At 36.6% G+C, this 22,248-nt stretch carries 19 protein-coding genes and 3 tRNA genes; 11 read left to right on the top strand and 11 right to left on the bottom strand.

Annotated elements, in window-relative coordinates:
• Nucleotides 1–36: 36 nt before the first annotated feature.
• A complete protein-coding gene (locus BUL40_RS11885) occupies nt 37–1,539 on the bottom strand; it encodes an OmpP1/FadL family transporter (RefSeq protein ID WP_080319444.1) in 1,503 nt (500 codons plus the stop codon).
• A 31-nt stretch (nt 1,540–1,570) separates the two neighbouring features.
• A complete protein-coding gene (locus BUL40_RS11880) occupies nt 1,571–2,836 on the bottom strand; it encodes a hypothetical protein (protein ID WP_080319443.1) in 1,266 nt (421 codons plus the stop codon).
• A 97-nt stretch (nt 2,837–2,933) separates the two neighbouring features.
• Here BUL40_RS11880 and proS point away from each other — a divergent pair, with 97 nt between their 5' ends.
• From proS to BUL40_RS11840, 8 genes are all read left to right on the top strand, one after another.
• On the top strand, nt 2,934–4,409 hold the full coding sequence (gene proS / locus BUL40_RS11875) for a proline--tRNA ligase (RefSeq protein WP_080319442.1): 1,476 nt from the start codon (nt 2,934–2,936) through the stop codon (nt 4,407–4,409).
• An 80-nt stretch (nt 4,410–4,489) separates the two neighbouring features.
• Nucleotides 4,490–4,561, top strand: a tRNA-Glu gene (locus tag BUL40_RS11870).
• A gap of 34 nt (nt 4,562–4,595) precedes the next feature.
• A tRNA-Glu gene (locus BUL40_RS11865) sits at nt 4,596–4,667 on the top strand.
• Between the two features lie 34 nt (nt 4,668–4,701).
• A tRNA-Glu gene (locus tag BUL40_RS11860) sits at nt 4,702–4,773 on the top strand.
• A gap of 18 nt (nt 4,774–4,791) precedes the next feature.
• Complete coding sequence (gene rpsT / locus BUL40_RS11855; protein ID WP_080319441.1) at nt 4,792–5,043, top strand: 30S ribosomal protein S20; 252 nt, start codon at nt 4,792–4,794, stop codon at nt 5,041–5,043.
• Nucleotides 5,044–5,213: 170 nt separating this feature from the next.
• Nucleotides 5,214–8,306 carry a membrane protein gene (locus tag BUL40_RS11850; RefSeq protein WP_010517892.1) on the top strand — a complete coding sequence of 1,031 codons (3,093 nt, stop codon included), beginning with the start codon at nt 5,214–5,216 and terminating at the stop codon, nt 8,304–8,306.
• Between the two features lie 110 nt (nt 8,307–8,416).
• The gene (locus BUL40_RS11845; protein ID WP_141239662.1) at nt 8,417–9,766 is read left to right on the top strand and encodes a hypothetical protein; all 1,350 of its coding nucleotides are present in this window, start codon (nt 8,417–8,419) and stop codon (nt 9,764–9,766) included.
• Complete coding sequence (locus BUL40_RS11840; protein WP_080319439.1) at nt 9,759–11,297, top strand: cellulase family glycosylhydrolase; 1,539 nt, start codon at nt 9,759–9,761, stop codon at nt 11,295–11,297. Before BUL40_RS11845 ends, BUL40_RS11840 begins: the two co-directional genes overlap by 8 nt.
• Before the next feature lie 6 nt (nt 11,298–11,303).
• Here BUL40_RS11840 and BUL40_RS11835 read toward each other — a convergent pair whose 3' ends face one another.
• The 4 genes from BUL40_RS11835 to rho form a co-directional block, all read right to left on the bottom strand.
• Nucleotides 11,304–11,957: a hypothetical protein gene (locus BUL40_RS11835; RefSeq protein WP_080319438.1), complete on the bottom strand. Its 654-nt coding sequence runs from the start codon at nt 11,955–11,957 to the stop codon at nt 11,304–11,306.
• 38 nt (nt 11,958–11,995) lie between these two features.
• Entirely contained in the window at nt 11,996–12,670 is a 675-nt protein-coding gene (locus tag BUL40_RS11830) for a hypothetical protein (protein ID WP_080319437.1), read from the bottom strand.
• A gap of 21 nt (nt 12,671–12,691) precedes the next feature.
• Nucleotides 12,692–13,348, bottom strand: a complete 657-nt coding sequence (locus BUL40_RS11825; protein WP_080319436.1) for a hypothetical protein — start codon at nt 13,346–13,348, stop codon at nt 12,692–12,694.
• 127 nt (nt 13,349–13,475) lie between these two features.
• Nucleotides 13,476–15,068: a transcription termination factor Rho gene (gene rho / locus BUL40_RS11820; RefSeq protein ID WP_010517882.1), complete on the bottom strand. Its 1,593-nt coding sequence runs from the start codon at nt 15,066–15,068 to the stop codon at nt 13,476–13,478.
• A gap of 189 nt (nt 15,069–15,257) precedes the next feature.
• Here rho and BUL40_RS11815 point away from each other — a divergent pair, with 189 nt between their 5' ends.
• The gene (locus BUL40_RS11815) at nt 15,258–15,668 is read left to right on the top strand and encodes a DUF4293 domain-containing protein (RefSeq protein WP_080319435.1); all 411 of its coding nucleotides are present in this window, start codon (nt 15,258–15,260) and stop codon (nt 15,666–15,668) included.
• 57 nt (nt 15,669–15,725) lie between these two features.
• Here BUL40_RS11815 and BUL40_RS11810 read toward each other — a convergent pair whose 3' ends face one another.
• Together BUL40_RS11810 and BUL40_RS11805 are read right to left on the bottom strand one after the other, a co-directional pair.
• Nucleotides 15,726–16,583 (bottom strand): DUF6503 family protein, encoded by an 858-nt coding sequence (locus tag BUL40_RS11810; protein ID WP_080319434.1) that lies wholly within the window; start codon nt 16,581–16,583, stop codon nt 15,726–15,728.
• A 51-nt stretch (nt 16,584–16,634) separates the two neighbouring features.
• Entirely contained in the window at nt 16,635–17,129 is a 495-nt protein-coding gene (locus tag BUL40_RS11805) for a metallophosphoesterase family protein (protein ID WP_080319433.1), read from the bottom strand.
• An 81-nt stretch (nt 17,130–17,210) separates the two neighbouring features.
• Between BUL40_RS11805 and truA the strand changes: the two genes are divergently transcribed.
• Nucleotides 17,211–17,957, top strand: a complete 747-nt coding sequence (truA, locus tag BUL40_RS11800; protein WP_080319432.1) for a tRNA pseudouridine(38-40) synthase TruA — start codon at nt 17,211–17,213, stop codon at nt 17,955–17,957.
• On the top strand, nt 17,950–19,722 hold the full coding sequence (locus BUL40_RS11795) for an ABC transporter ATP-binding protein (protein ID WP_080319431.1): 1,773 nt from the start codon (nt 17,950–17,952) through the stop codon (nt 19,720–19,722). Before truA ends, BUL40_RS11795 begins: the two co-directional genes overlap by 8 nt.
• Here BUL40_RS11795 and BUL40_RS11790 read toward each other — a convergent pair.
• Genes BUL40_RS11790 through folP form a run of 3 tightly spaced genes read right to left on the bottom strand, consistent with a single transcriptional unit; the run spans nt 19,686 to nt 22,184 of the window.
• Nucleotides 19,686–20,516, bottom strand: coding sequence for a DUF3667 domain-containing protein (locus BUL40_RS11790; RefSeq protein WP_080319430.1), 831 nt, complete (start codon nt 20,514–20,516; stop codon nt 19,686–19,688). The two genes, BUL40_RS11795 and BUL40_RS11790, sit on opposite strands and share 37 nt — an antisense overlap.
• A gap of 3 nt (nt 20,517–20,519) precedes the next feature.
• A complete protein-coding gene (gene cdaA / locus BUL40_RS11785; protein ID WP_010517863.1) occupies nt 20,520–21,305 on the bottom strand; it encodes a diadenylate cyclase CdaA in 786 nt (261 codons plus the stop codon).
• Between the two features lie 45 nt (nt 21,306–21,350).
• A complete protein-coding gene (gene folP / locus BUL40_RS11780; protein ID WP_080319429.1) occupies nt 21,351–22,184 on the bottom strand; it encodes a dihydropteroate synthase in 834 nt (277 codons plus the stop codon).
• Between the last annotated feature and the right edge of the window lie 64 nt (nt 22,185–22,248).

The raw sequence follows: 22,248 nt of genomic DNA, 5'->3' as shown, positions 1-22,248 counted from the left end.
TCCTTGGCCTTGATGCTATATTCAAGCAATTTTTTTCTAAAATTTTAAGGTGTAGGTAAGGGTAACATTTGTGTTTATAAATGTACTGGCTGCACTATTGCCAAGGCCGGCATCATATAATCTAAAGTTGGTATCTTGTTCCGTTCTTACAAAAGCCGCGTCTAATTTACTGCCGCCAAAATCATACCCTATACCAGCAGAATAACCGGTTAAGTCGTCCAAGATGGTCTTATCTACATAAGGGCTTTCTTCAATGCGGTATCCTCCTCTTAAACTCAATCTTTCTATCCTATACTCGCCACCAATTCTATAAGTATTTACCGCTTGTAGCTCTGAGCTTATAGCTTGGTTTGTATTCGAGAATTCAATATCGTTTTCTGGGCGTAGCCTAGCATTGCTAAAATCTTGATAACCGTAGTCAAAACTTAGTAAGCCCTCTTTTGCAAAAATAATAGCTGCACTACCGCTAATCTTACCGGGTGTTTTAATGGTATAATCGGGATAGTAGTTTATCTCGTCAAAATCTAAGAAGTCAATATTTTCATCTGCTAAGGAAGAGTTGATTCGCTGTGAGGCATTGTCAGTTAAATAATACCAAGTAGGTGATTGGTAACTACCGCCTATTCTTATGTTTTCATTTAGTTTGGCAATAGCACCTAGGCTAAAGGAAAATCCATTTCCTTCGGTCTGCAATAAATTGTCAAATGTTGCAAACGTTATCTGTGAATCATCGGCATAACCATCCTCATCTAAAAGAGATAGGCGTTCATAGAATATAGAGTGAAAATTTAAGGATGCGCCCAAATAAAGATTCTCTTGATATTGCCCGGCCATATTTACCGTAAACTTACTGTTATAGCCGTTTGTTGTTTGCCTATATCTTTGATTTACTTGGTCATAATTAGCTGTAGAAATATAGGAAGTGCCGTCCTCATTTTCTGGGTCCGCTGGGTCTATTAGGCCGCCATAGTAACCCAAATAAGCTTGTTGGGCCGCGTAGCCAAAATCTTCTCCCGTTCTTAAATAGCCAATTTCTACATACTCATTTTCTCCTCTAAGAATTGAGTTGAAGGGAATGCCATCTGCGTAATTTAAAAAGTAATTGTCTAAACCAGATGTGGTTGCTCCTCTAAACTCGTAATAATTATCAAAATTATCTACTAAATCATAATTTATGGCAAGGGCTAATTTTTTCCAATTACTGCCTTTTCCTTCAAAAACAAAAACTCCGCCTGCTTGGTTCAATTCAGTAGAATTTAAGGAGGCATTATTAAAAGTGTTTCCGTATAACTGCTCATTGTCTCTGTTGTAATTGCTGCCGGTTATACTAAATTGACCATAGTTAAAAACAGCCGAACCAGCTGGGTTTACATTTAAAGAAGATAAATCACCTCCTAAGGCTCCAAACGCCCCTCCCATTGCTTGGTACCTTGCTGTTCCTTGGCTTTCTTCTGTTCCTAGGCGTACTACATCTGCCATAGTTTGTGCATTTAAACCTAGGCAAAACAAACCCAGTACGAGATATATTCCGTTTCTCATAGCTTTTATTTTTCTTTAAGTATTTTGAAATTTATTGTCTTCTTCCGCCACTGCTTCTTCCTGAGCTAGAGCGGCCGCTAGAAGATGATCTACTAGAACCGCCAGAGCTTCGGTAGCTGCCGCTACTTCTAGAACTAGAACTAGAGCTTCTTACGCTTCTACCAGAACTGCTGCTAGAACTTCTGCTGTAAGAGCTACTGCTTCTTCGTGTACTGCTGTTGTTCACCCTAGAGCCAGAGCTTGAACTTCTGCTATAGCTTCTTGGACTAGCGGTTCTAGAACGGCTATAACTACCAGAAGAATTACCATAGCTTCTAGTTGTAGTACCACTTCTACTGTAGCTACCATTACTCCTTGGTGTTGTACTAGAAGAACGGGAATATTGGTAATTTCTAGTAGTGCCACTGTATCTTGGAGTTACCCTGGTACTTCTACTTGATCGGTAATTTTGATTTCTCTGTATTGCAGAACGGCTTACGCTTCTTCCGCTATTGTTTCTAGTTGTGCTATACCGGGTCGCGCTACTCCTGCCTAAGTTGCTTCTACCACTATTGGTTCTGTAAGCAGAGTTTCTAGACGTGGTTCTAAGATTGCGGCTTCTTAAATTGTTATAGGCATACGCATTGTTATATCCTCTTCTACCATTTATATAGCCATAATTTCTGTAGTTATTATAATATGGTCTACCCCAATAATTACCATAATAACCGCCCCAGCCGTAGCCCCAGTTATTCCAGCCCCAGCCGTAGCCCCAACCGTAACCGCCCCAACGGTTCCATCTCCAAGGATTGTTCCATCCCCAGCCATAATTCCAGTTATTCCAACCCCAACCCCATCCGGCATTCCATAGCCATGGGTCGTTCCAGCCCCAGAAACCAAAGTTTGGGGTATTGTCATAGATATTTATTTGTACGCTTGACGGGTTATCTCCCCAACCGGCGTTTCCGTTATAGCTGTTTTCTAAATAGTATTCTTCTGGTATGTTTACCCCAACACTATCTACAGGCTCTTCTCCATAATAGTCATCTACATCTGTAAATATTTCTGAGTCTAAAAATTCGTCGTATTCGTTGGCTTTTTCACCAAAGTATTGACCATAGGTATCGGTTTCTACCTGTTGGTTCCTTACCCCTTGGTAATTTCTTTTTTCAACGGAAACCGTTCTATTGCCATTGCCGTAGATGCCATCATCATCATAATAGGAGGCTTGTTGGTAAGAGCCGCAAGAGGTTATAAATAAGGTAAGTACGCCTAAAGAATAGGTAATTATTTTGGAGTGGGGTAAATTAAGGTACATAACACGTCTTTTTATTATTGAACATACTAAAAAATAATTAGTTTTACCGTTCTATTTTTGTTAAACTAGTCACAAGATTTGTGCCAAACTAAATTGGATGGGAAAAAACTTAACGAGTAGGGCAGAGGATTACTCTAAATGGTATAATGAATTGGTTGTCAAGGCAGACTTGGCAGAGAACTCAGGCGTTCGTGGTTGCATGGTAATTAAGCCATATGGTTTTGCTATATGGGAAAAAATGCAAGCCGCTTTGGATAAAATGTTTAAAGAGACGGGTCATGAAAATGCTTATTTCCCATTGTTTATTCCAAAATCCTATTTGAGTAAGGAGGCGAGTCATGTAGAAGGTTTTGCCAAGGAGTGTGCCGTGGTTACACATTACCGCTTAAAAAATGCCGAGGATGGCAGTGGTATCGTTGTAGACGAAGATGCTAAATTGGAAGAAGAATTAATTGTAAGGCCCACTTCAGAAACCATAATATGGGATACCTATAGAAAGTGGATTCAGTCTTATCGTGATTTGCCTTTAAAATTGAATCAATGGGCTAATGTTGTGCGCTGGGAAATGCGTACGCGTTTGTTTTTGCGTACAGCAGAATTTTTATGGCAAGAAGGCCATACCGCACATGCAACGGAGCAAGAAGCTATTGATGAGGCAGAACTTATTTTAAAAGTATATGCAGATTTTGTGGAGCAATTTATGGGAGTACCCGTAATAAAGGGATTAAAAACAGAGAGTGAACGCTTTGCAGGTGCTGTAGAAACGTATTGTATTGAAGCATTAATGCAAGATGGTAAGGCGCTACAGGCAGGAACCTCTCACTTTTTAGGTCAGAATTTTGCAAAAGCGTTCGATGTAAAATTTGCCACCAAAGAGGGCAAGCAAGAACATGTATGGGCAACTTCTTGGGGAGTGTCTACACGGTTAATGGGGGCTTTGATAATGACCCACAGCGATGATAATGGCTTGGTTCTACCACCAAATTTAGCACCCATACAAGTTGTTATTGTTCCAATATATAAGGGAGAAGAGCAATTAGAGGCCTTAAGATCTAAAATAAACCCATTGGTTGCCGAATTACGCTCCAAAAATATTTCTGTTAAGTTTGATGATAGGGACACACATAAACCAGGTTTTAAATTTAATGAATACGAGCTTAAAGGAGTCCCTGTAAGGCTGGCTTTAGGTAATAGAGACCTAGAAAATGGAACCATTGAAATTGCTAGAAGAGATACCTTGGAAAAATCATCTGTTCCAATAGATTCTGTAGTTGCAAGGATAGAGGCCCTTTTACCAGAAATTCAAGAAAATATTTATAACAAAGCCAAAAACCATCAGCAAGAGCACATTACCAAAGTAGATAGCTATGATGAGTTTAAGAAGGTATTAGAAGAAAGAGGTGGGTTTTTAGCTGCATTTTGGGATGGAACCAAGGAAACCGAAGAAAAAATAAAGCAAGAGACCAAAGCAACCATTAGGTGCATTCCTATTGATGTTGAGCAGGAAAATGGTAAATGTATGGTTACGGGTAAACCGGCCAATCATAGGGTGCTTTTTGCTAAAGCGTATTAATAATTAAAAAAAAATAAGGTTACTATTGCAATAGTAAAAAATAGTTGTATTTTTGCATCCGCAATTAAGCAAACCTTAATGGCCCGTTCGTCTAGGGGTTAGGACGCCAGGTTTTCATCCTGGTAACAGGGGTTCGATTCCCCTACGGGCTACAAAGTTTTTTAAACGTATTGTTCATATTTTAATGGCCCGTTCGTCTAGGGGTTAGGACGCCAGGTTTTCATCCTGGTAACAGGGGTTCGATTCCCCTACGGGCTACAAAGTTTTTTAAACGTATTGTTCATATTTTAATGGCCCGTTCGTCTAGGGGTTAGGACGCCAGGTTTTCATCCTGGTAACAGGGGTTCGATTCCCCTACGGGCTACAAAACAAAAATTGTAAAATGGCAAATCATAAGTCAGCATTAAAAAGAATCAGAAGAAACGAAGCTGTACGCTTACGTAACAGATACCAACACAAGACTGTTCGTAATGCTATAAAGAAACTTCGTAATGAAGAAGATAAGAACGCAGCAGAAGCTTTATTGCCGTCTGTTGTAGGTATGATAGATAAGTTGGCCAAAAAGAATGTTATTCACAGTAACAAAGCAGCTAACTTAAAAAGCAAGCTTATGAAAAAAGTGGCTACCATGTAAGTCATAAAACAATTTTGTTAAAAAAAGCCCTGATGAATAATCAGGGCTTTTTTTTGTCTATTTATTAGTAAGTTTTTATAAATGTTGTAAAATCCTACAAAATAGTGGTGAATTGACATATTTAAAAATTTGAATTATCCTAAAGTGCATAATTTTGCGTTTAATAGATAATGCGCATAACAACTAATAAATATCTAATAGCGGCTTTACTGTTAGCCCTAATATTTCATGGTGCCGGGGTCTTTTTTACTATAGAGAAGACCTATGATGCCTTGATTCATCTATTCTTTGCCGATCACTACGCAAATAGTTGGTGGGATCCTTGGGAGCCAAGATGGTATACAGGTTTTTCCGTAATGACCTACCCACCGTTAGTGCATCAACTGATTGCACTTTTTTCTTATATAGGGGGCTTAAAGTTTGGCTTGTTTGTATGCTGTTTCGTAGCAATAATATTATTTACCACCGGGGCCTATAGGTATGGTAAGTTAATGACAGGCAATAGGGACATTGCTGGTTTTACCGCTTTGATAGCCGTATTCTCCTCTTCCTTTATAGAGACCTTGCATGTGTTTGGGCAATTGCCAAGTTTGTTTGGCGTCTCTATGCTAATGCATGCCATGCCAGAAGTTTACAAATACATAAAAACAGGTAAAGCAAAATTTTATTTGGTTTGTATGTCAATGATGGCGTTTACCATTACCAGTCATCATGTAACCCCATTATTTGGAATGGTCTTTTTTATTGCTCCCCTAATGGGAACAGTGGTAATGGATGTTGCTTCAGAAAAGGCCGGAAGTTTTAAAGCGGTTAGGTTGGCGCATTTTATGGAGGCTCTAAAACCCTGTCTGCCAAGAATAATAATTTTTGGTTTATCTGTGGTGTTTTGTTTGGTAATGTTAATTCTGCCTTATTGGATTACAACGCATAACGAACCTATAACACAAGTGCCAATACCGCATGGGTCTAGGGATAACTTTTTTGAGGTAACTTCTTCAGGGTTGGCGTTTTTTATAATTCCTTGGGGATTTATCATGTTCATTTTTCCTTATCTCTATTATCGTTTTTTTTCCAAACGATTTATATTCTTCGGGCTCTCGTTTGCTATGCTTTCCTTGTTGGGAACAGGGGGTACCACCCCTTTACCTAGGATGTTATTGGGCGATACGGCTTTTAATATACTAACCCTAGACCGGTTTACGCTATGGGGTTCTATTATGGCTTTGCCATTTTATGGCGAGTTTCTCTACCGTTTTGCCCACACAGATTTAAAAGCCCTTATTCAGAAAAAAGTGGGATCTGTAGCGCATAGGGCTATTGGGGCCGTGGTAGGATTTTTAATAATTTTCAATGCTGTTTCTATTGTTAATCTAGGATACTTTAAGCCCTTACAACCTCAAAAAATCAACATGCAGCCCATCATCAACTTTTTACAAGCAGATGAGCATTATAAATGGCGCTATTTAACCTTGGGTTTTGGTGATCAAATGGCTTGGTTGTCCGCAAATACAGATGCTTTGCAAATAGATGGCAATTATCATTCTGCAAGGAGGTTGCCAGAGCTTACTACTAGGGCAGTAGAACGATTAGAAAATGCGAAATTTTTAGGTGTAGAGGGTTTAGGATCATTACAGCAATTTTTAACCGTTCCGGACAAGTACAATATTAAATTCATCTTTTCTAATGATAAATTTTATGATCCTATCCTCTATTTCTGTGGATGGGAGCGCATTAAACCCTTAGCAAACGGTATTGCAGTATGGCAACGACTGGGTATTAAGCCAATTCCAGATATTAAGCCGTATAAAGATTATCCTAGGTACCAACGTCTTATGTGGGGTATAATTCCTGTTTCTACAGTGCTTATTGCCCTATTTGTAAACATTAGGCTCATTGTTATTTCTGCATTTAAATTAAAAAAGATTGAACCTAATGCCTATGAAAAATTTAAAGTAGAGACCAATGGTTTTAAACCAAAACTTGCGGGTTTAATGGGGGCTTGGTTTTTATTTACCCTTGGCTGTATATTTTATATTATTTACCTATTCTTTATTCAATCGCAAGAGCAGATTTCACCGGAAAATGTAATATTAGCCTATCATGACGATCTGGATTTTAAACGGTTTAAAAAGGCACACTCGTATTATGATGCGGATTATGGAAAAACGTTTGATCAGTTCATGTTAGAAACTTCGGTTAGTGATGGATTATTAAATTCCTACGGTAAGTTGAACGATGTATCTTTTGATATTTTTGAGCGTACAGAAAATCATGCCAAGGCAAAAGTATACACGGAATATATTACCCCACTTACCTACGTTAGGGATACCACAGTATATGAACTAAACAAGAAAAAAGATGGTAAGTGGTACATAGTACCCGAGGTTTTTGACGTAGACATACCTAACGAGCAATTATTTAGTGTGGCCGAGCCAAAATACAAGAATCATGGTAGGCGTAGGGTTACCACACAACAAACCTTTCATGAAGACATAGTGCCACAACCAGTAGTTGAGGTGTTAGAGGCTAAGCTTATTGAAAATAACAATCAATATTATATAATTGGGAGATTACAGAATATTGATAATCTACCAGCAGATATTGATTTAAAATCCACCATATATTCAAGAAAAGACAAAGAACTAGGGGTTTATAATGCCCAGAATTTTGTGAAACACAAATTATTGCCAAAAGAACACACGGTATTTAAGATTCATTTTGAGGCAGTAGCTTGGCAGAAAATAAAGGACAGTATACCCGCTGTATTTGACCCTAATACTTTTAGCCCAATGGTTTGGGAAGATGTACCTAGTAAATATGATTTACAGGTTGCCGCAAATGGTAGTAGCCAAGATTTGTATAGAGAAATAACCCTTAACGATTTAAAAGTAGAAAACGGTAAGGTAAGTGGTTACTTGTACAATTACGGTATTTCTGATGTAACCATACCTCAATTGTTAATATCCTATTATAATAACAATAATGAATTAGTATGGGTGCAAGAGGATATTGTAATGCAAACGATTAGACCACAACGGAAAAGTCCTTTTGAGTTTCAATTGGAAAATTTTGATTGTTATTTTAACTATCATCAAGAAAAAGATAATTGGTTCGTAAATGGCCTGCCCAATGATGACATAAAACAAAAGTATTTGGAATATAGAAACGACTCGCTTTTTTACAAAGATTTCATATCGGTAGAAGGGGATATTTATTCTAAAATTAAAATTGAAATCAACAATTACATTGGTTCGCCAGATTAAGTATGCTAGGAACACTATTGAAAGATATTAGAAATTTCATTAGGAGATTACTTTTTAAAGCACGAGCCAAGTATTGCAAATGGTATCGCAAAGGCTGGCTATTTTGGCCTTTGAAGTTTATTTGGGTCAATTATAAGTACGTTCTAAGAACGCTAAATTATCCTTTTGCAGATTATAAAAAATTAAATCAGACCAATAGGGGTTTAGGCATAATTGCTCCTTTGCTGTTTGTGCTTATAACCATGTTTATAGTGGGTAGATTAACCCATACAGAAAAAATACCCTATGTAAAGCGAACATATGCTTCTTATGACTGCGATGTTGAAGTTTTACCATTGACTACCATAGGTGTAGGAGAAAGGACGAGTCTTGGTTTTAATTTGCCATGCTATCCTGATATACCAATGAATTTAATGGTTAAAGGAGGGTATGGGGTGTTGGTACTAAAAGATACCATAGCTAATGGTAAACTAAACTTTGAATTACCCAAAGCTATAGTACAGAAAACCGGTGATTATGAATTTTCTCTCATTTATGGTGAAAAAGAGTTAAAGAAGTTTACCGCTGAGGTGGTAACAAACGATGATAATATCAATTTTATTGAGTCTTATTTTGGTCCACGAATTATATTGGCAGGTGGTAGGGATTATACCATGTTAACCGTTGCTCCAACAGATAGTTTTGATAATCCTATGCCTAATGGAACACAAATTAAGGTAAATGAGAATTTTAAGGAAGTACAAAAATCACATCAACTAGAAATAAAAGATTTTACGGCTTTTAAGAGGTTTTATTCTTATAACAAAACAGGTAAGATAACAGTTAGCATGCAGAGCCAGAATGGTGTAACTACAAAAGAAAAAACCACAGATGTTTATCCTTTTACGCCACAAGATTTTTCCATAAGTCATACCAAGGAACATTCGTTTTCTGATGGTAACGAAGTGGTAACCTTTAGGACATCCCAATTAAAAGATATCTACGGTAATGTGCTTCAAAATGGAACAATGGTGCATTTTCTAATAAATACAGAAAGTGGTAAAAAATTGACAGCTTATGCTAAAACCGTTAAAGGAATTGCGACCACTAAAGTTCAACATCCATATGAAGCAGATAGTTGGGAGGTACAGGCTTTTGTGCCCGGTCTAGCAGAAAGCAATATCATAACCATAGATTTTAAGTCTATAACCATAGATTTACCGATCAACTTTAAAGCATCCAATAGGCGTTTAATTGTTGGTCCTATAAAAAGTTATATGGGGCAATTAGTACCAAATGGCACGGCAGTTTCCCTGCATATAGAAGGCGAGAATAAAGACGAGACAAAAGTACAATATACGGTGGGCGGTAAAACCGAATTTATATTAAGGGATTTCTACTATCCAAATGGCGTTTATCAGATGAATATAAAAGCCTTAGGGATTCAAAAAACCAAGCTTAAAAAATTGACAGATGAATAGGTGGGTGTATAGAACTATTATCATTGCGGTATTTATGGCCGTAAACTTTTTTATCATTAGAGGTATTGGAAGTATCCTGGCGTTTATAAAGTCTGGCGCAGATAGGGAACAAATGATGGCCAAGGTTTTAAAGGTAAATGATTATTACAAACCAGTATTTACTTGGAGAAACCTAGAAAATCCCGGAAGAGAATTTTTAGAAAAAAATCAGAAAGAAGTACAGCGAGATTATGCCGATTCTTGGTATGTGAAAAACTTAAATTTTAGTGTCAATTCTAAAAAAGGAATTGCAGATTTTTATACAGATAGTAGTAGGGTTAATATTTATAGAAACATAGATTTAAACAAGAAGAATAACATAACTGTTCACGGCACAACATTAAACCATGCTATTGATGTTAATTTTTATTCGGCAGATGGCAAACTGGTATCTTTTGATGATAATAATGTAACAGAAGTTTATAAGGTTTATCAAAAAGACTCTTTAATTGCCCGCAATACCACAACTTCTAATTACAAGGTTGTAATGCTCTTAGAGGATGGTTTTTGGCGTATACGCCATATGGTTAGGGAGCAGGCAAATGAAGTTGTGGTTGGCTCCAAAGATACGGTGGTAGAGGATTTGGTAACGCGTGAGGGAAAAAAACTCATGTATAAGAATAAACCTTTTTACATAAAGGGTATTAATTATTACCCTAAAGATTCTCCATGGGAAATGTTTGGACCAAAATTTAAAGATTCTATAATAGAACAAGATTTTAGAAAAGTTGCTGACTTAGGATTTAATACCGTAAGAATCTTTGTGAATTTTACCGATTTTGGAAAGGAAAATGTAAAACCAGAATATTTGGAACAGTTAAGGGCTACTTTGAATATTGCGGAAAAACAAGACTTAAAGGTAATTGTAACCCTGTTTGATTTTTTTGGACAATATGATATTATTAACTGGTCTATCACAGAACAACATTTAAAGGGCATAGTGGCCCCATTTAAAGCGCATAAGGCAATTTTAGCTTGGGATGTTAAAAACGAAGCGGACTTAGATATGAACGTGCACTCCGTGGAGCAAGTACAGCATTGGTTGGAGTTTGCATTAGAAAGAATTCGGTTTTATGACCCAAATCATTTAGTAACCATTGGTTGGCTACATCCACACCCGTATTTTATAGAAAACGGAACAACAGATTTCTTAACCTTTCATTTTTATGAAAAGACCACTCGTTTTCCGGTCGTATATCCAAAACTTTTAAAAGAATCCAATAAGCCTGTGGTCTTAGGGGAATTTGGTTTGCATACATGGAAGAAAGCTTTTTTTGGTAACTCTGAAAAGGCACAAGCAGAACATTTCCAATATATATTTAAGTTCCTAGAGGAGGGAGAAAAACATTTTATAGCTTGGACATTGTATGATTTTCCTGAGTTGCCTAAAGAGGTTTTTGGTTCCTTACCATGGCGTACCTTACCACAAAAAAATATGGGCATTTTAGACAAAAATGGTAAACCTAAAAAAGTGCTTGAGGTTTTTCCTTGATATAGGTTAGTTAAAAGCCCAACGTTTATGTATTAAGAAACCGTAGCTGAACAGACAGTACATAGTGGCTACTATTACAAAGAGCACGGTGCGTAGGTGCAAGGTGTAATACCATTCTGTCCACAGATTGCCTACAAGCATAAAAATAGGCATGTAAAGGTTTATGAGTAACATGCCTAATCCAAACCAAAACATTAGATTAATTTTTTTAGGAGATTTTGCAGTGGTTTCTAATTGGCGCAAGTGCAAAAGCACAATAATAATGGTAAATAAAGAACTTAATGTTTTGGCTACATAAAAATTTTCATGTAAAATATCTTGAAACCAATTGGATATCAAATAGATAGGAATAATCATGAGAAAAAACGCTTTCGCTATCATCTTATGTTTATCCTGTGCTAAGACCTTTTTATATACCCAAAATACATAAAGGTGAAAAATAACGGAATAGATGGTGTAAATAATTGTATTGTGATTGGCGTACTGTTTTTGGTCCACAAAACTGAACTCAGGAAATTCAGAAACTAGAAAACCCAATAATTCATTAAACAGGGTATAAGCTATTAACAAAGGAAAATAGGCCAATGGAGTATCCGTAAAACTTCTATAGCGTAGTAAACTGCAAATTAATGCCAGTAAATAAAAAAAGAGTATGTACAATCTGGAAGTGTTAAGAAGGCAAAAATAGAAAATTGTACTTATCTAAATGCTCTTCTTTTGCCTACAATAAATCCAATGCAAAACAATATGTACATACAAATAACAATGGCAATATGTATGTCTCTAAATGCTGCGGCGTAGAGGTCCGTAAAAAATTCTTTAATAATCTTAATAGGAAAATAGATTCCATGAAAAACTACTAAACCAATACTTATCCACGCGAGTAAATTGTACTTAAAAACAAATTTATTACGTATGGTTATGAGGTGTTTAAAATAAATAACCAGGGTTATCAAGAGTAAAACCGTACCTGCTAGATAGGCGTAAACCATAGAAGTGGTTCTTGGGTCTTGTATGAAGAGATTTAAAATATTAACGAGTACGAATATTGCAATAAAAAGATAAATAAGTTTCTTGTGTTTGGATACTGCCAAGCTCTTCTGTAGGACAATTAAAAAGTAGATGTAGTAAATAAAATGGTAGATGTTGTAGATAGAAGAGGAGTGAAAAGTTGCTTTGGTATCATAAATTAACTGAAAGTCTTCAAAATATATTACCATACATCCTAAAAGCTCTGTAAAAAAGGTATAAGCCAATAGTATGGGAAAGTATTTCAAAGAGGTGTCAAAGTACTTTCTAAACGTAAATAAAGAAATAAACCAAGTGATGGCATAAAGTGCCAAAAAATAGTTTTTGGATAAAAAATCTAACATCACTTGGTTTTTAATGGGTAATTAAAAATCTTCTTTAGGTGGTGGAGAATCACCTAGATCATTAAGAATTAAGCTTTGCCCGCCTTGATTTGCTACCGTGGGTTTAAAATTGGGCATAAAGGAGGCTTTGGATTTTTGTTCCATGGCATTTGCATTAAAGTAATTTCTAATAAGCTTTGCCTTACCGTCTTCGCCTATGTAGATACCGCCATAATCACCTTCTGCTTCAGCGGCAGGTAAAATAAAAAGTGTATTTCTACGGTCTTTTTTTCCTTTTACTTTACCATAATTGGCTAAGTAGATACGTAAACTATCTATTTCCGCTTCGCCTTTGGTTGCTTCTTGTTTTGCAAAAGCTATGTATTGTTCTAAATCTTCAATACTTATGGTTAAAAACCTAGTGGGTACAAAGGGTTTGCCATCTTCTGTTGGCGCTTCCATTTCAGCAATGCTTTCAGCCCTGTTCTTGCTGTAATTTTTATACAGCCCATCTGCCTTATCCAAAGAAATTATTTGTCTGGGTGCCTTTACCATTTCTGGTGTTTCTTGCACCGGTTCTTCAGGATTTGGTTTTTCAGATTTTGGGGTTTCGTTGCAGGCACTTAGCAACAGAAAAGTACAAGTAAGTAGCCCCAAGGAGCGGATATGGCCCCATGCATTTGTGGTGTGTGTTTTCATTGGTTGTTAATTAAATTAAACGCTGTGGGGAACACCATAAATATACAGCAAAAGAAAAAACCACCAAATAAAAAACCCTCCAAGGAATTTTCCAAAGAGGGTTTTGTTAATAATTTGCTCGGAAAATCTACTCGTTCATAGTAAGTAAAAATTCCTCGTTATTTCGTGTTTGCTTTATTCGTTGCTCAATAAATTCCATGGCTTCCACAGGGTTCATGTCGGCAAGATACTTGCGTAAAATCCACATACGTTGTATGGTATTTTCGTCTAATAACAAGTCGTCACGTCTTGTAGAAGAAGAGATTAAATCAATGGCAGGGAAGATTCTTCTGTTAGAAATTCTTCTATCTAACTGTAGCTCCATATTACCCGTACCCTTGAATTCTTCAAAAATAACCTCGTCCATTTTGGAACCGGTTTCGGTTAGGGCGGTGGCAATTATAGATAAAGACCCACCATTTTCTATATTTCTAGCGGCACCAAAGAATCGTTTAGGTTTGTGCAATGCGTTAGCGTCTACACCACCACTTAATACTTTACCAGATGCTGGCTGTACCGTATTATAGGCTCTTGCCAAACGCGTAATAGAATCTAATAGGATTACAACATCATGTCCGCATTCTACCAACCTTTTTGCTTTTTCTATAACAATATTTGCTACTCTAACGTGCTCGGTAGCTTCTTTGTCAAAAGTAGAAGCTACAACTTCGCCACGTACGTTACGTTGCATGTCCGTAACCTCTTCTGGTCTTTCATCTATTAATAAGATTATTTGATAGACCTCAGGATGGTTTGCGGCTATGGCATTTGCAATATCTTTAAGTAACATGGTCTTACCTGTTTTAGGTTGCGACACGATCATACCCCTTTGTCCTTTTCCAATAGGAGAGAAAAGGTCCATGATACGGGTAGAAATAGTACTTTGCTTATCTGCAATGTTGAATTTTTCTTTTGGAAATAAAGGTGTTAAGTGTTCAAAAGATACGCGGTCTCTAACCACTTGCGGGTCTAGACCGTTAATTTTGGTCACTTTTATCAGTGGAAAATATTTTTCTCCTTCCTTTGGAGGTCTAATACTACCTAAAACGGTGTCTCCTGTTTTTAAACCAAACAATCTTATTTGAGATTGTGACACATAAATATCATCAGGGGAAGAAAGGTAATTGTAATCAGAAGAACGTAGAAAACCATAACCGTCTTGCATAATATCTAGCACACCTTCACTCTCAATAATGCTATCAAATTCAAATTCAGGCTCTTTATACCTATTCTTTAAATCCTTGTCAAAATTGCTATTACGCTTGTCTTGATGGTTTCTATTGTTGTTATTGTTTCTTCTATTGTTTTGCCCCTTGTTTTGGTTGTTGTTTTGCCTATTGTTGTCTTTTTGTTGCTTAGGCTCATCCTTTTTATGGCTGTTCTTTTCAGGAGTTTTCTTAGCAGCAGGTGCTGGTTTTTCTTCTGCCTGTTTGTTAGCTTTATCTTCGGTTGGTGCCGGTTCTTGTTTTGGGGTTCTAGTGCGTTTTTGTCTTTTAGGTTTTTCTTCTACATCTAAAACGGCACTTTCTTTAACGGCTTTTGGATTGGCAGCCTGCAAATCCAAGATTTGATACACTAAATCTAATTTTTTTAGAGAACGGTACTTGGGAACATTTAATTCTTTTGCAATTTCCTGTAATTCAGGAAGTTTTTTTGCTTTTAGGTCGGAAATCTCGAACATTAAAAAATCAATAAATTAAACTTGAATTTTGTTATGAAGTAAATTGAGTTAGTTGATTTTACAGTGGGAAAGTATTCCCGGGGCAAGTGCGCTAACTAATAACATTGCAAGTATACAAAATAAATTTTAAGAACTACTGTTATTTTTAACTAAAAGAGCCTTAATTTTGCAATCCAATTTTAATCTAGAATGATTCAAAGAATACAGACATTGTATTTAGTAATAGTGGTGCTTTTGGCGGCTGTGTTGCCCTTTTTTGTGAACTTATGGGTAGAAACAGAAGCGGGGCCTTTATTTGCCAAAGATGATGTTCTTATTTCTATCTTATTTTATAGTGTGGCCGTTTTGGCCGCTGTAAGCATATTGTTGTTCAAAAAGAGACAAAATCAATTTGTGGTGAACCGTTTAAATATGCTATTGAACCTTTTTTTACTAGGATTTTTCGTTTACCGATCACTAAACTTATCCGGAGAGACGGCGGTTTCTGAGAAGGGTATTGGGATGCTGATTCCTGTATTTTCTATCGTTTTTCTAGTCCTGGCCAACAGGGCGATCAAAAAGGATGAAGATCTTGTAAAATCTGTAGATCGTTTACGTTAGACCTAACATCTTAGTAGTATTAGTGCGTAAAAGCCCTTGTTGATGCAAGGGCTTTTTTTATTGATTAATATTATCCAAATTAAATCCGTTGTTAAACCGTATGTTTTCTAAAGTTTGAATAAAAGAAGGTTCTTTGGTGTAAGAGCCATCTTTGTTGGGTAGGTAATAGGCACGGTAAGTTGCTATCATTTGTCCTTGTATGTTTTTATAACTGTAATCTGTAAGTATTACGGGTTCTGTTATTCCTGCAAAGGGTAACGAAAATTTAAAACGGTCTATTAACTTGGTATCAGGATTAATGTATAGGATATAAATATCGTTTTGCTCTTTTCTTGTAACGGTAGCATCATAAGTTACTTCAATAAGGTCATAGTTGGTATTGTTGTGCACTTCTTTACCAAGGTATTTGGCAATGGTACCTGGGTTGTTAAGCTTGTAGGGCATGGTAAACCAAAAGTAATTGGCCCGTCTTATGAAGTCCGATAGGTTTATTACGTTCCCGTCATCAACCAATTTACCGTTAAGGCTTACGGTAGTAGAATCACCATTAAAAAGGTGAACCACTGGGCCTTTGGTTTTTGGAAAAACATTTATTTCATGCCTGTTATAAGCGCCATAAGAAATTTCATTATCAAAGATATAACGCTCTAAAGATTGGTCTGCTCTATTTTCAGCGGTTATTTCGTAATTATAGGTAAACTCAACATCTTTCTTTTTCCATAAGTCGGCCCAACCGCCATGAGCATGGGCAACCATTTTAAGTAGTTCTTTGGGTTTATTGGTGTCATATATTGGTTTTTGTTCCTCTAGTTTGGTATGGGTGCTAAAACTGATGTTATCCTTAGGTTCTTGTTTGCAAGAAAGTTGTAGAATAACTACAAATAACAAGGTGGCAATTGCGTTTTTTTTATTCATAATTGGTCGATGTTAATGTATTTGTTTGAACAATAAAAAGGCTAAAGATGGCTATTTTTTTCCTAGTTCTATTACCTCTAAATCTGTTATCCTATCCTTATCTATTACAAAACGAAGCATAGTACGTACCTGATGGAAACCGTGCTTGCCGCAAGCACCCGGATTCATATGGAGCAAATCCAGTTTTTTGTCAAACATCACCTTAAGAATATGAGAGTGTCCGCAGATAAACAATTTTGGCGGATTGGCCTTTATTTCTTCCTTAACCCTAACATTGTATTTGTTAGGATAACCGCCAATATGGGTAATCCAAACGTCTACCTCTTCACATAAGAACCTGTTGTTCTCTGGAAATTCTTTTTGAATTACATGGTTGTCTATATTGCCGTATACGCCTCTTACCGGTTTTATTTTAGCAAGGGCATCCGTTACGGATAAATCCCCAATATCTCCGGCATGCCATATTTCGTCGGCTTTTTTGGCATAAGCTAGTATTCTTTCGTCTATGTAGCTGTGTGTGTCAGAAAGGAGTAAGACTTTAGTCATGCCCTAAAAATATGCTAAAAAAATACTTGTACCAGAACTTACCAATAGATTAAAGTATCTTTAACGCTTCAATTACCAAGTTTGAGATATTTTATAGAATTTGCTTACAACGGTACTTCTTATCACGGTTGGCAACGGCAACCCAATGCCATTTCTGTGCAACAGGTTTTAGAAGAAGCACTTTCTTTATTGTTGCGTCAAAAAATTAATGTAGTTGGGGCGGGTAGAACAGATGCTGGCGTACATGCAAAACAGATGTTTGCCCATTTAGATGTAGCCAAGAAGTTAGATGTGAATGAACTGGTAAAAAGGCTTAATAATTATCTGCCAAAGGATATAGCTATTAAACGTATTTTTCCGGTTAAAGCAGATGCCCATGCAAGATTTGATGCTACCTTAAGAGCTTATGAATATATAATTGTTCCGTTTAAAGACCCTTTTAGTCAAGAAAGTGCACATCATGTTTTTTTACCATTAGATGTAGAAGTTATGAACCAAGAAGCAAAAGACCTCATAGGACGGCAAGACTTTGAGTGCTTTTCTAAATCCCATACAGATGTACACACTTATTTCTGTACTATTACCCAAGCAGGATGGCAAAAAGTTGGGGATAAATTAGTGTTTACCATTGCGGCAGATCGTTTTTTGCGCAATATGGTAAGGGCGGTGGTAGGTACGCTTTTAGATGTTGGCTTGCATAAAAAACCTAGTGGACATATTAAAAAGGTAATTGCGAGTAAAAGCAGAGGAGAAGCTGGTGTTTCCGTACCAGCTAAAGGACTATATTTAACAAGAGTAGAATATTCAGATATAGAAATAGATGAGTAAAGAAAAAGAAAGTGGAACCGCATTTGACTTTAGATTATTTAAGCGTGTTTTTGCCTATACAAGGCCTTATAGGTTAATCTTTTGGGTGGTGGCAATTACCGCAATATTTTTATCGGCCTTTGCCATTTGTACACCGGTGCTCGTAAAACGAATTATAAATGAAGCATTGCCCAATAAGGATGCAGGCCAATTAACTTTTTTGGTACTATTAATGGGAGGTGTTTTATTGGGGCAGGTAGTAAGTCAATTATCATTTAATTACTATGCTAACCTCTTAGGAGAGTCTGTAATTAAAGATTTAAGAATAAGGTTGTTTAAAAAAATGATGGCTTTTAAAATGACCTATTTTGATAAGTCTAGTATTGGGTTATTGGTAACACGTACCGTGGCAGATATGCAACGTATAGGCGAGATTTTTAGTCAAGGTTTTTTCGTTATTGTTTCAGATTTATTGAAAATGGTTGCCGCAGCCGGGGTAATGCTGTATATGAACTGGCGCTTGGCTTTAATTGTTTTTGCAATTATGCCCATTATTTTGGTGGCAACCCGCTTGTTTCAAAAAGCTATGAAGGTGGCATTTATAGAAGTTAGGGCGCAGGTGTCTAATCTTAATTCTTTTGTGCAAGAGCGAATTGCAGGGATGAAAATTGTTCAGCTTTTTAATAGAGAGGCAATTGAAAAGGAAAAATTTAGAGCCATCAATGAAAAACACCAGAACGCGTGGTTAAAAACGGTTTGGTACAATTCTATATTCTTTCCGGTAGCAGAAATCTCTTTTTCTATTGGTATTGGCTTGGTGGTATACTTTGGCGTAATCATGAGAATAGAGAGCGCGCAGCTAGATAACGTTGGTTCTATTTTTGCTTTCTTTTTTCTAATGGACTTGCTGTTTAGGCCGTTACGCCAAATAGCGGATAAGTTTAACACCTTACAAATGGGAATGGTTGCTGCCAATAGAGTATTTAAAATTCTTGATACAGATAGCCATATTGCAGATACGGGTACCCAAGAGGTTTCCAAGGTTAAGGGAAATTTGAATTTTGAAAATGTTACGTTCAGTTATGTTCCCGGAGAAGAAGTATTGCACGGTATTAGTTTTAATGTAAAAGCGGGGGAAACGGTTGCAATAGTTGGTGCTACTGGTGCAGGTAAGTCTACCATTATAAACTTATTAAATCGTTTTTACGAAATAGACTCTGGAACTATAAAGATAGATGGTATAGCTATCAAAGATTTTACGCTTCAATCCTTACGTTCCCATATTGCAATTGTACTACAAGATGTATTCTTGTTTGCAGATACTATCAAGAATAACATTGCATTAAATTCAGATAAGGTAGATATCCGCGCTATTGAAGCTGCGGCAAAAGCTATTGGGGTGCACGATTTTATTAACGAGTTACCAGATGGGTACAACTATAATGTAAAAGAAAGGGGTACTATGCTATCTAGTGGGCAACGACAATTAATAGCGTTTTTGCGCGCTTATGTAAGTAATCCTAGTATTCTAATTTTAGACGAAGCAACTTCTTCCGTTGATACGTACACGGAACAACTAATACAAGAGGCAACCAATAAAATTACAGAAGGCAGGACTTCCATAATAATCGCCCACCGTTTAGCTACTATTAAAAAGGCAGACAAAATTATAGTAATGGATGCCGGGGAAATAATAGAAATGGGTACCCACCAAGAATTGTTAGATAAGCAAGGATATTATAGAGATCTTTATGAGGCCCAATTCATGGCCAAAGAAGCGGTCTGAGAAAGGTTTTTAAAGGTATCGGTAAAAGCAAAAAGATAAATAGCTACTAGTATAACAATTGCGATATATAGGATTAGGCCAATGGCTAGGAAAAAAAGAATTTTAAGTAGTAATTGTTTAAAACTAAGCGAAAATATTTGTTTAAGATAATAGCTGTAGTAACCAATATAGCCCAAAATACCCCCGTAGAATCCAATATAATAAATGGCTTTGGAGTTCCAAATAAGTAGAATGTAAAGTACATTTATAACAATACTTATCTGTGAATAACCGTAAAGATTTAGAACCAAATGTTCGCTTAGATTCAACTCTTTTCTGTTGATGAAAACCAATCTAGAAATCAGAGATATTATTGGAATCATTAGCATGTAAAAAATACTTTGGTATTCTGCCAAGATTTTCTGCCACTTTAATACGGAATCTGTCACAAAAATTCCAGAAGGTCCTTTTTGTTGTTCTTCCAATAGTTCAAATTGATAACTCATGGCATTTGGAAAAAACTTATTCTGTAAAAAAAAGAAGAGTCCGCCTAGGGTAACCGCAATCATAAAATAACTAATTGGGTTCATGTATTTTTTACGGGTACCGTTAATGTAGCCCAATACTACATCTTTTGGTTGGGTAAAAAGACTTACAAAAGTGCGGATAAAGGTGTTGTCTAGATTAAAGAACCGTTCAGTAAAATCAAACCACAAATTCTTCATGGTTATGCGTTTTCTAATTACTTTGGCGCCACAACCTGGGCAGTAACTGTAGTCGGTTCTAAGTTGGTCTAGACAGTTTTTACATTCCATGGGTTAGGCAAGGTCCTTTTTTATCATTTCGGTTAACTCTTCAATACTTTTGTAGGGCACAAAGTCTCCGGTTTTAATGTAGGTTATATTCCCGGTTTCCTCACTCACCACCAAACAAAGCGCATCGGTCTTTTCTGTAATGCCAACTGCGGCACGGTGTCTTAAGCCGTAGCGTAGTGGTATGCTTCTATCATTACTTACGGGTAGTATTACACGTGTGGCCGTAATAAAATTGTCTTGTACAATGGCGGCGCCATCATGTAAAGGACTGTTTTTGTAGAAAATACTTTCCAAAATGGGTTGGGTAATCTCTATGTTCATTTTATCGCCACTACTTTTTATAAAATCCAAGCTGTTATTGCGCTCAATTACCAATAGTGCCCCTGTCTTACTTATCCCCATATTTTTACAAGCACTTACAATGGCATCTACATCTACATCTGTAGGTAAAGCCTCTTGTTTTAAAAATTTAAAATGCCTTATAAAACTTCTTTTGGATGCAAAATTGGTAGAGCCTATCAATAACAAAAACTTGCGAATTTCTTGTTGAAAAACAATAATTAGTGCGATCAAGCCAATGTTCATAAAGCCACCAACCATGCTGCTAATCATTTTCATTTGCAATAATTCGGTCAATTTCCATAATGCCCAAACTATGACAATGCCTATAAAAATATTAATAGCTACCGTACCCTTTACTAATTTGTAAATATAATAGAGCAATATGGCTACCAGTACAATATCTATAAAGTCGGTAATTCTAAACTCTAGAAAATTAAGGAATTCCAAAAGTGGTGTGTTTTTGTAAATTTAGAAAAATCTAGTTAGTACCGCTCAAAAATTATTTGGATACAAGTTTTGCCATAAGGTTATGGTTTCTTTGGCCTCTTTAACATCGTGTACCCGTAATAGTTTGGCTCCTTGTTGTAGGCAAACCATATGTAATGCCGTACTACCGTTTAAAGCTTCTTGAGCTGTTATACCTAACGTTTTGTAAATCATGGATTTTCTGCTTATTCCGGCTAAAATTGGAAGTTCTAAATGTTGCAATAGATGCATTTTGGAGAGTAGTTCAAAATTTTGGTTTTGGGTTTTGGCAAACCCAAAACCAGGGTCTATAATAAGGTCGTTCAACTTTAGTGCCGTTGCTTGTGTTTTTAGGTTAGAAAAGTAGCGTATAACATCTTTCACCAAATTATCATAAGAAGTTAATTGCTTCATATTTTGGGGGGTACCCCTCATATGCATGGCTATATATGGCACTTGAAGCTGGGCTACTGTTTCTAACATTTTTTGGTCTAATTGGCCTCCAGAAATATCGTTTATAAGAGCTGCTTCATTTTCTATGGCTATTTGCGCAATTTTACTTCTAAATGTATCTACAGATATTAGAATTTCAGGAAAAACCTTTACCACTTTTTGTAAAATGGGTAGAAGACGGCTTAACTCTTCTTCCTCGGTTATGTGTTTCGCGTCTGGTCTAGAACTATAAGCACCTATGTCTATAAAAGTGGCGCCGTCTGTAACCATTTTTTCGGTTTGCCTAAGTGCATCGTCAAGGTTTTTATGTTTACCACCATCATAAAACGAGTCTGGGGTGAGATTTAAAATACCCATCACTTTTGGGGCGGTAAGGTCTACTAAGTTACCCTTGCAGTTTATAGTCATAAAATACAGCTGCTTTAATGCGAATCATTATCTTTGGCTCAGAGCAGTTATAGCTCTGAATTTG

This window comes from Croceivirga radicis (assembly GCF_002072105.2).
In the GTDB taxonomy this organism is placed as follows: Bacteria; Bacteroidota; Bacteroidia; order Flavobacteriales; family Flavobacteriaceae; genus Croceivirga; species Croceivirga radicis.
Note: the sequence above shows the minus strand (reverse complement) of the source record. Positions and strands in the feature narration are given on the sequence as shown.

What these genes read in the sequence shown, in the direction of transcription:
- BUL40_RS11790 (WP_080319430.1), bottom strand. Translation starts at nt 20,516, where the DNA reads ATGGAATGTAAAAACTGTCTAGACCAACTTAGAACCGACTACAGTTAC.
- proS (WP_080319442.1), top strand. Translation starts at nt 2,934, where the DNA reads ATGGGAAAAAACTTAACGAGTAGGGCAGAGGATTACTCTAAATGGTAT.
- BUL40_RS11885 (WP_080319444.1), bottom strand. Translation starts at nt 1,539, where the DNA reads ATGAGAAACGGAATATATCTCGTACTGGGTTTGTTTTGCCTAGGTTTA.
- BUL40_RS11805 (WP_080319433.1), bottom strand. Translation starts at nt 17,129, where the DNA reads ATGACTAAAGTCTTACTCCTTTCTGACACACACAGCTACATAGACGAA.
- BUL40_RS11840 (WP_080319439.1), top strand. Translation starts at nt 9,759, where the DNA reads ATGAATAGGTGGGTGTATAGAACTATTATCATTGCGGTATTTATGGCC.
- BUL40_RS11880 (WP_080319443.1), bottom strand. Translation starts at nt 2,836, where the DNA reads ATGTACCTTAATTTACCCCACTCCAAAATAATTACCTATTCTTTAGGC.
- BUL40_RS11850 (WP_010517892.1), top strand. Translation starts at nt 5,214, where the DNA reads ATGCGCATAACAACTAATAAATATCTAATAGCGGCTTTACTGTTAGCC.
- BUL40_RS11810 (WP_080319434.1), bottom strand. Translation starts at nt 16,583, where the DNA reads ATGAATAAAAAAAACGCAATTGCCACCTTGTTATTTGTAGTTATTCTA.
- BUL40_RS11825 (WP_080319436.1), bottom strand. Translation starts at nt 13,348, where the DNA reads ATGAAAACACACACCACAAATGCATGGGGCCATATCCGCTCCTTGGGG.
- BUL40_RS11830 (WP_080319437.1), bottom strand. Translation starts at nt 12,670, where the DNA reads ATGTTAGATTTTTTATCCAAAAACTATTTTTTGGCACTTTATGCCATC.
- rpsT (WP_080319441.1), top strand. Translation starts at nt 4,792, where the DNA reads ATGGCAAATCATAAGTCAGCATTAAAAAGAATCAGAAGAAACGAAGCT.
- BUL40_RS11795 (WP_080319431.1), top strand. Translation starts at nt 17,950, where the DNA reads ATGAGTAAAGAAAAAGAAAGTGGAACCGCATTTGACTTTAGATTATTT.
- rho (WP_010517882.1), bottom strand. Translation starts at nt 15,068, where the DNA reads ATGTTCGAGATTTCCGACCTAAAAGCAAAAAAACTTCCTGAATTACAG.
- BUL40_RS11815 (WP_080319435.1), top strand. Translation starts at nt 15,258, where the DNA reads ATGATTCAAAGAATACAGACATTGTATTTAGTAATAGTGGTGCTTTTG.
- folP (WP_080319429.1), bottom strand. Translation starts at nt 22,184, where the DNA reads ATGACTATAAACTGCAAGGGTAACTTAGTAGACCTTACCGCCCCAAAA.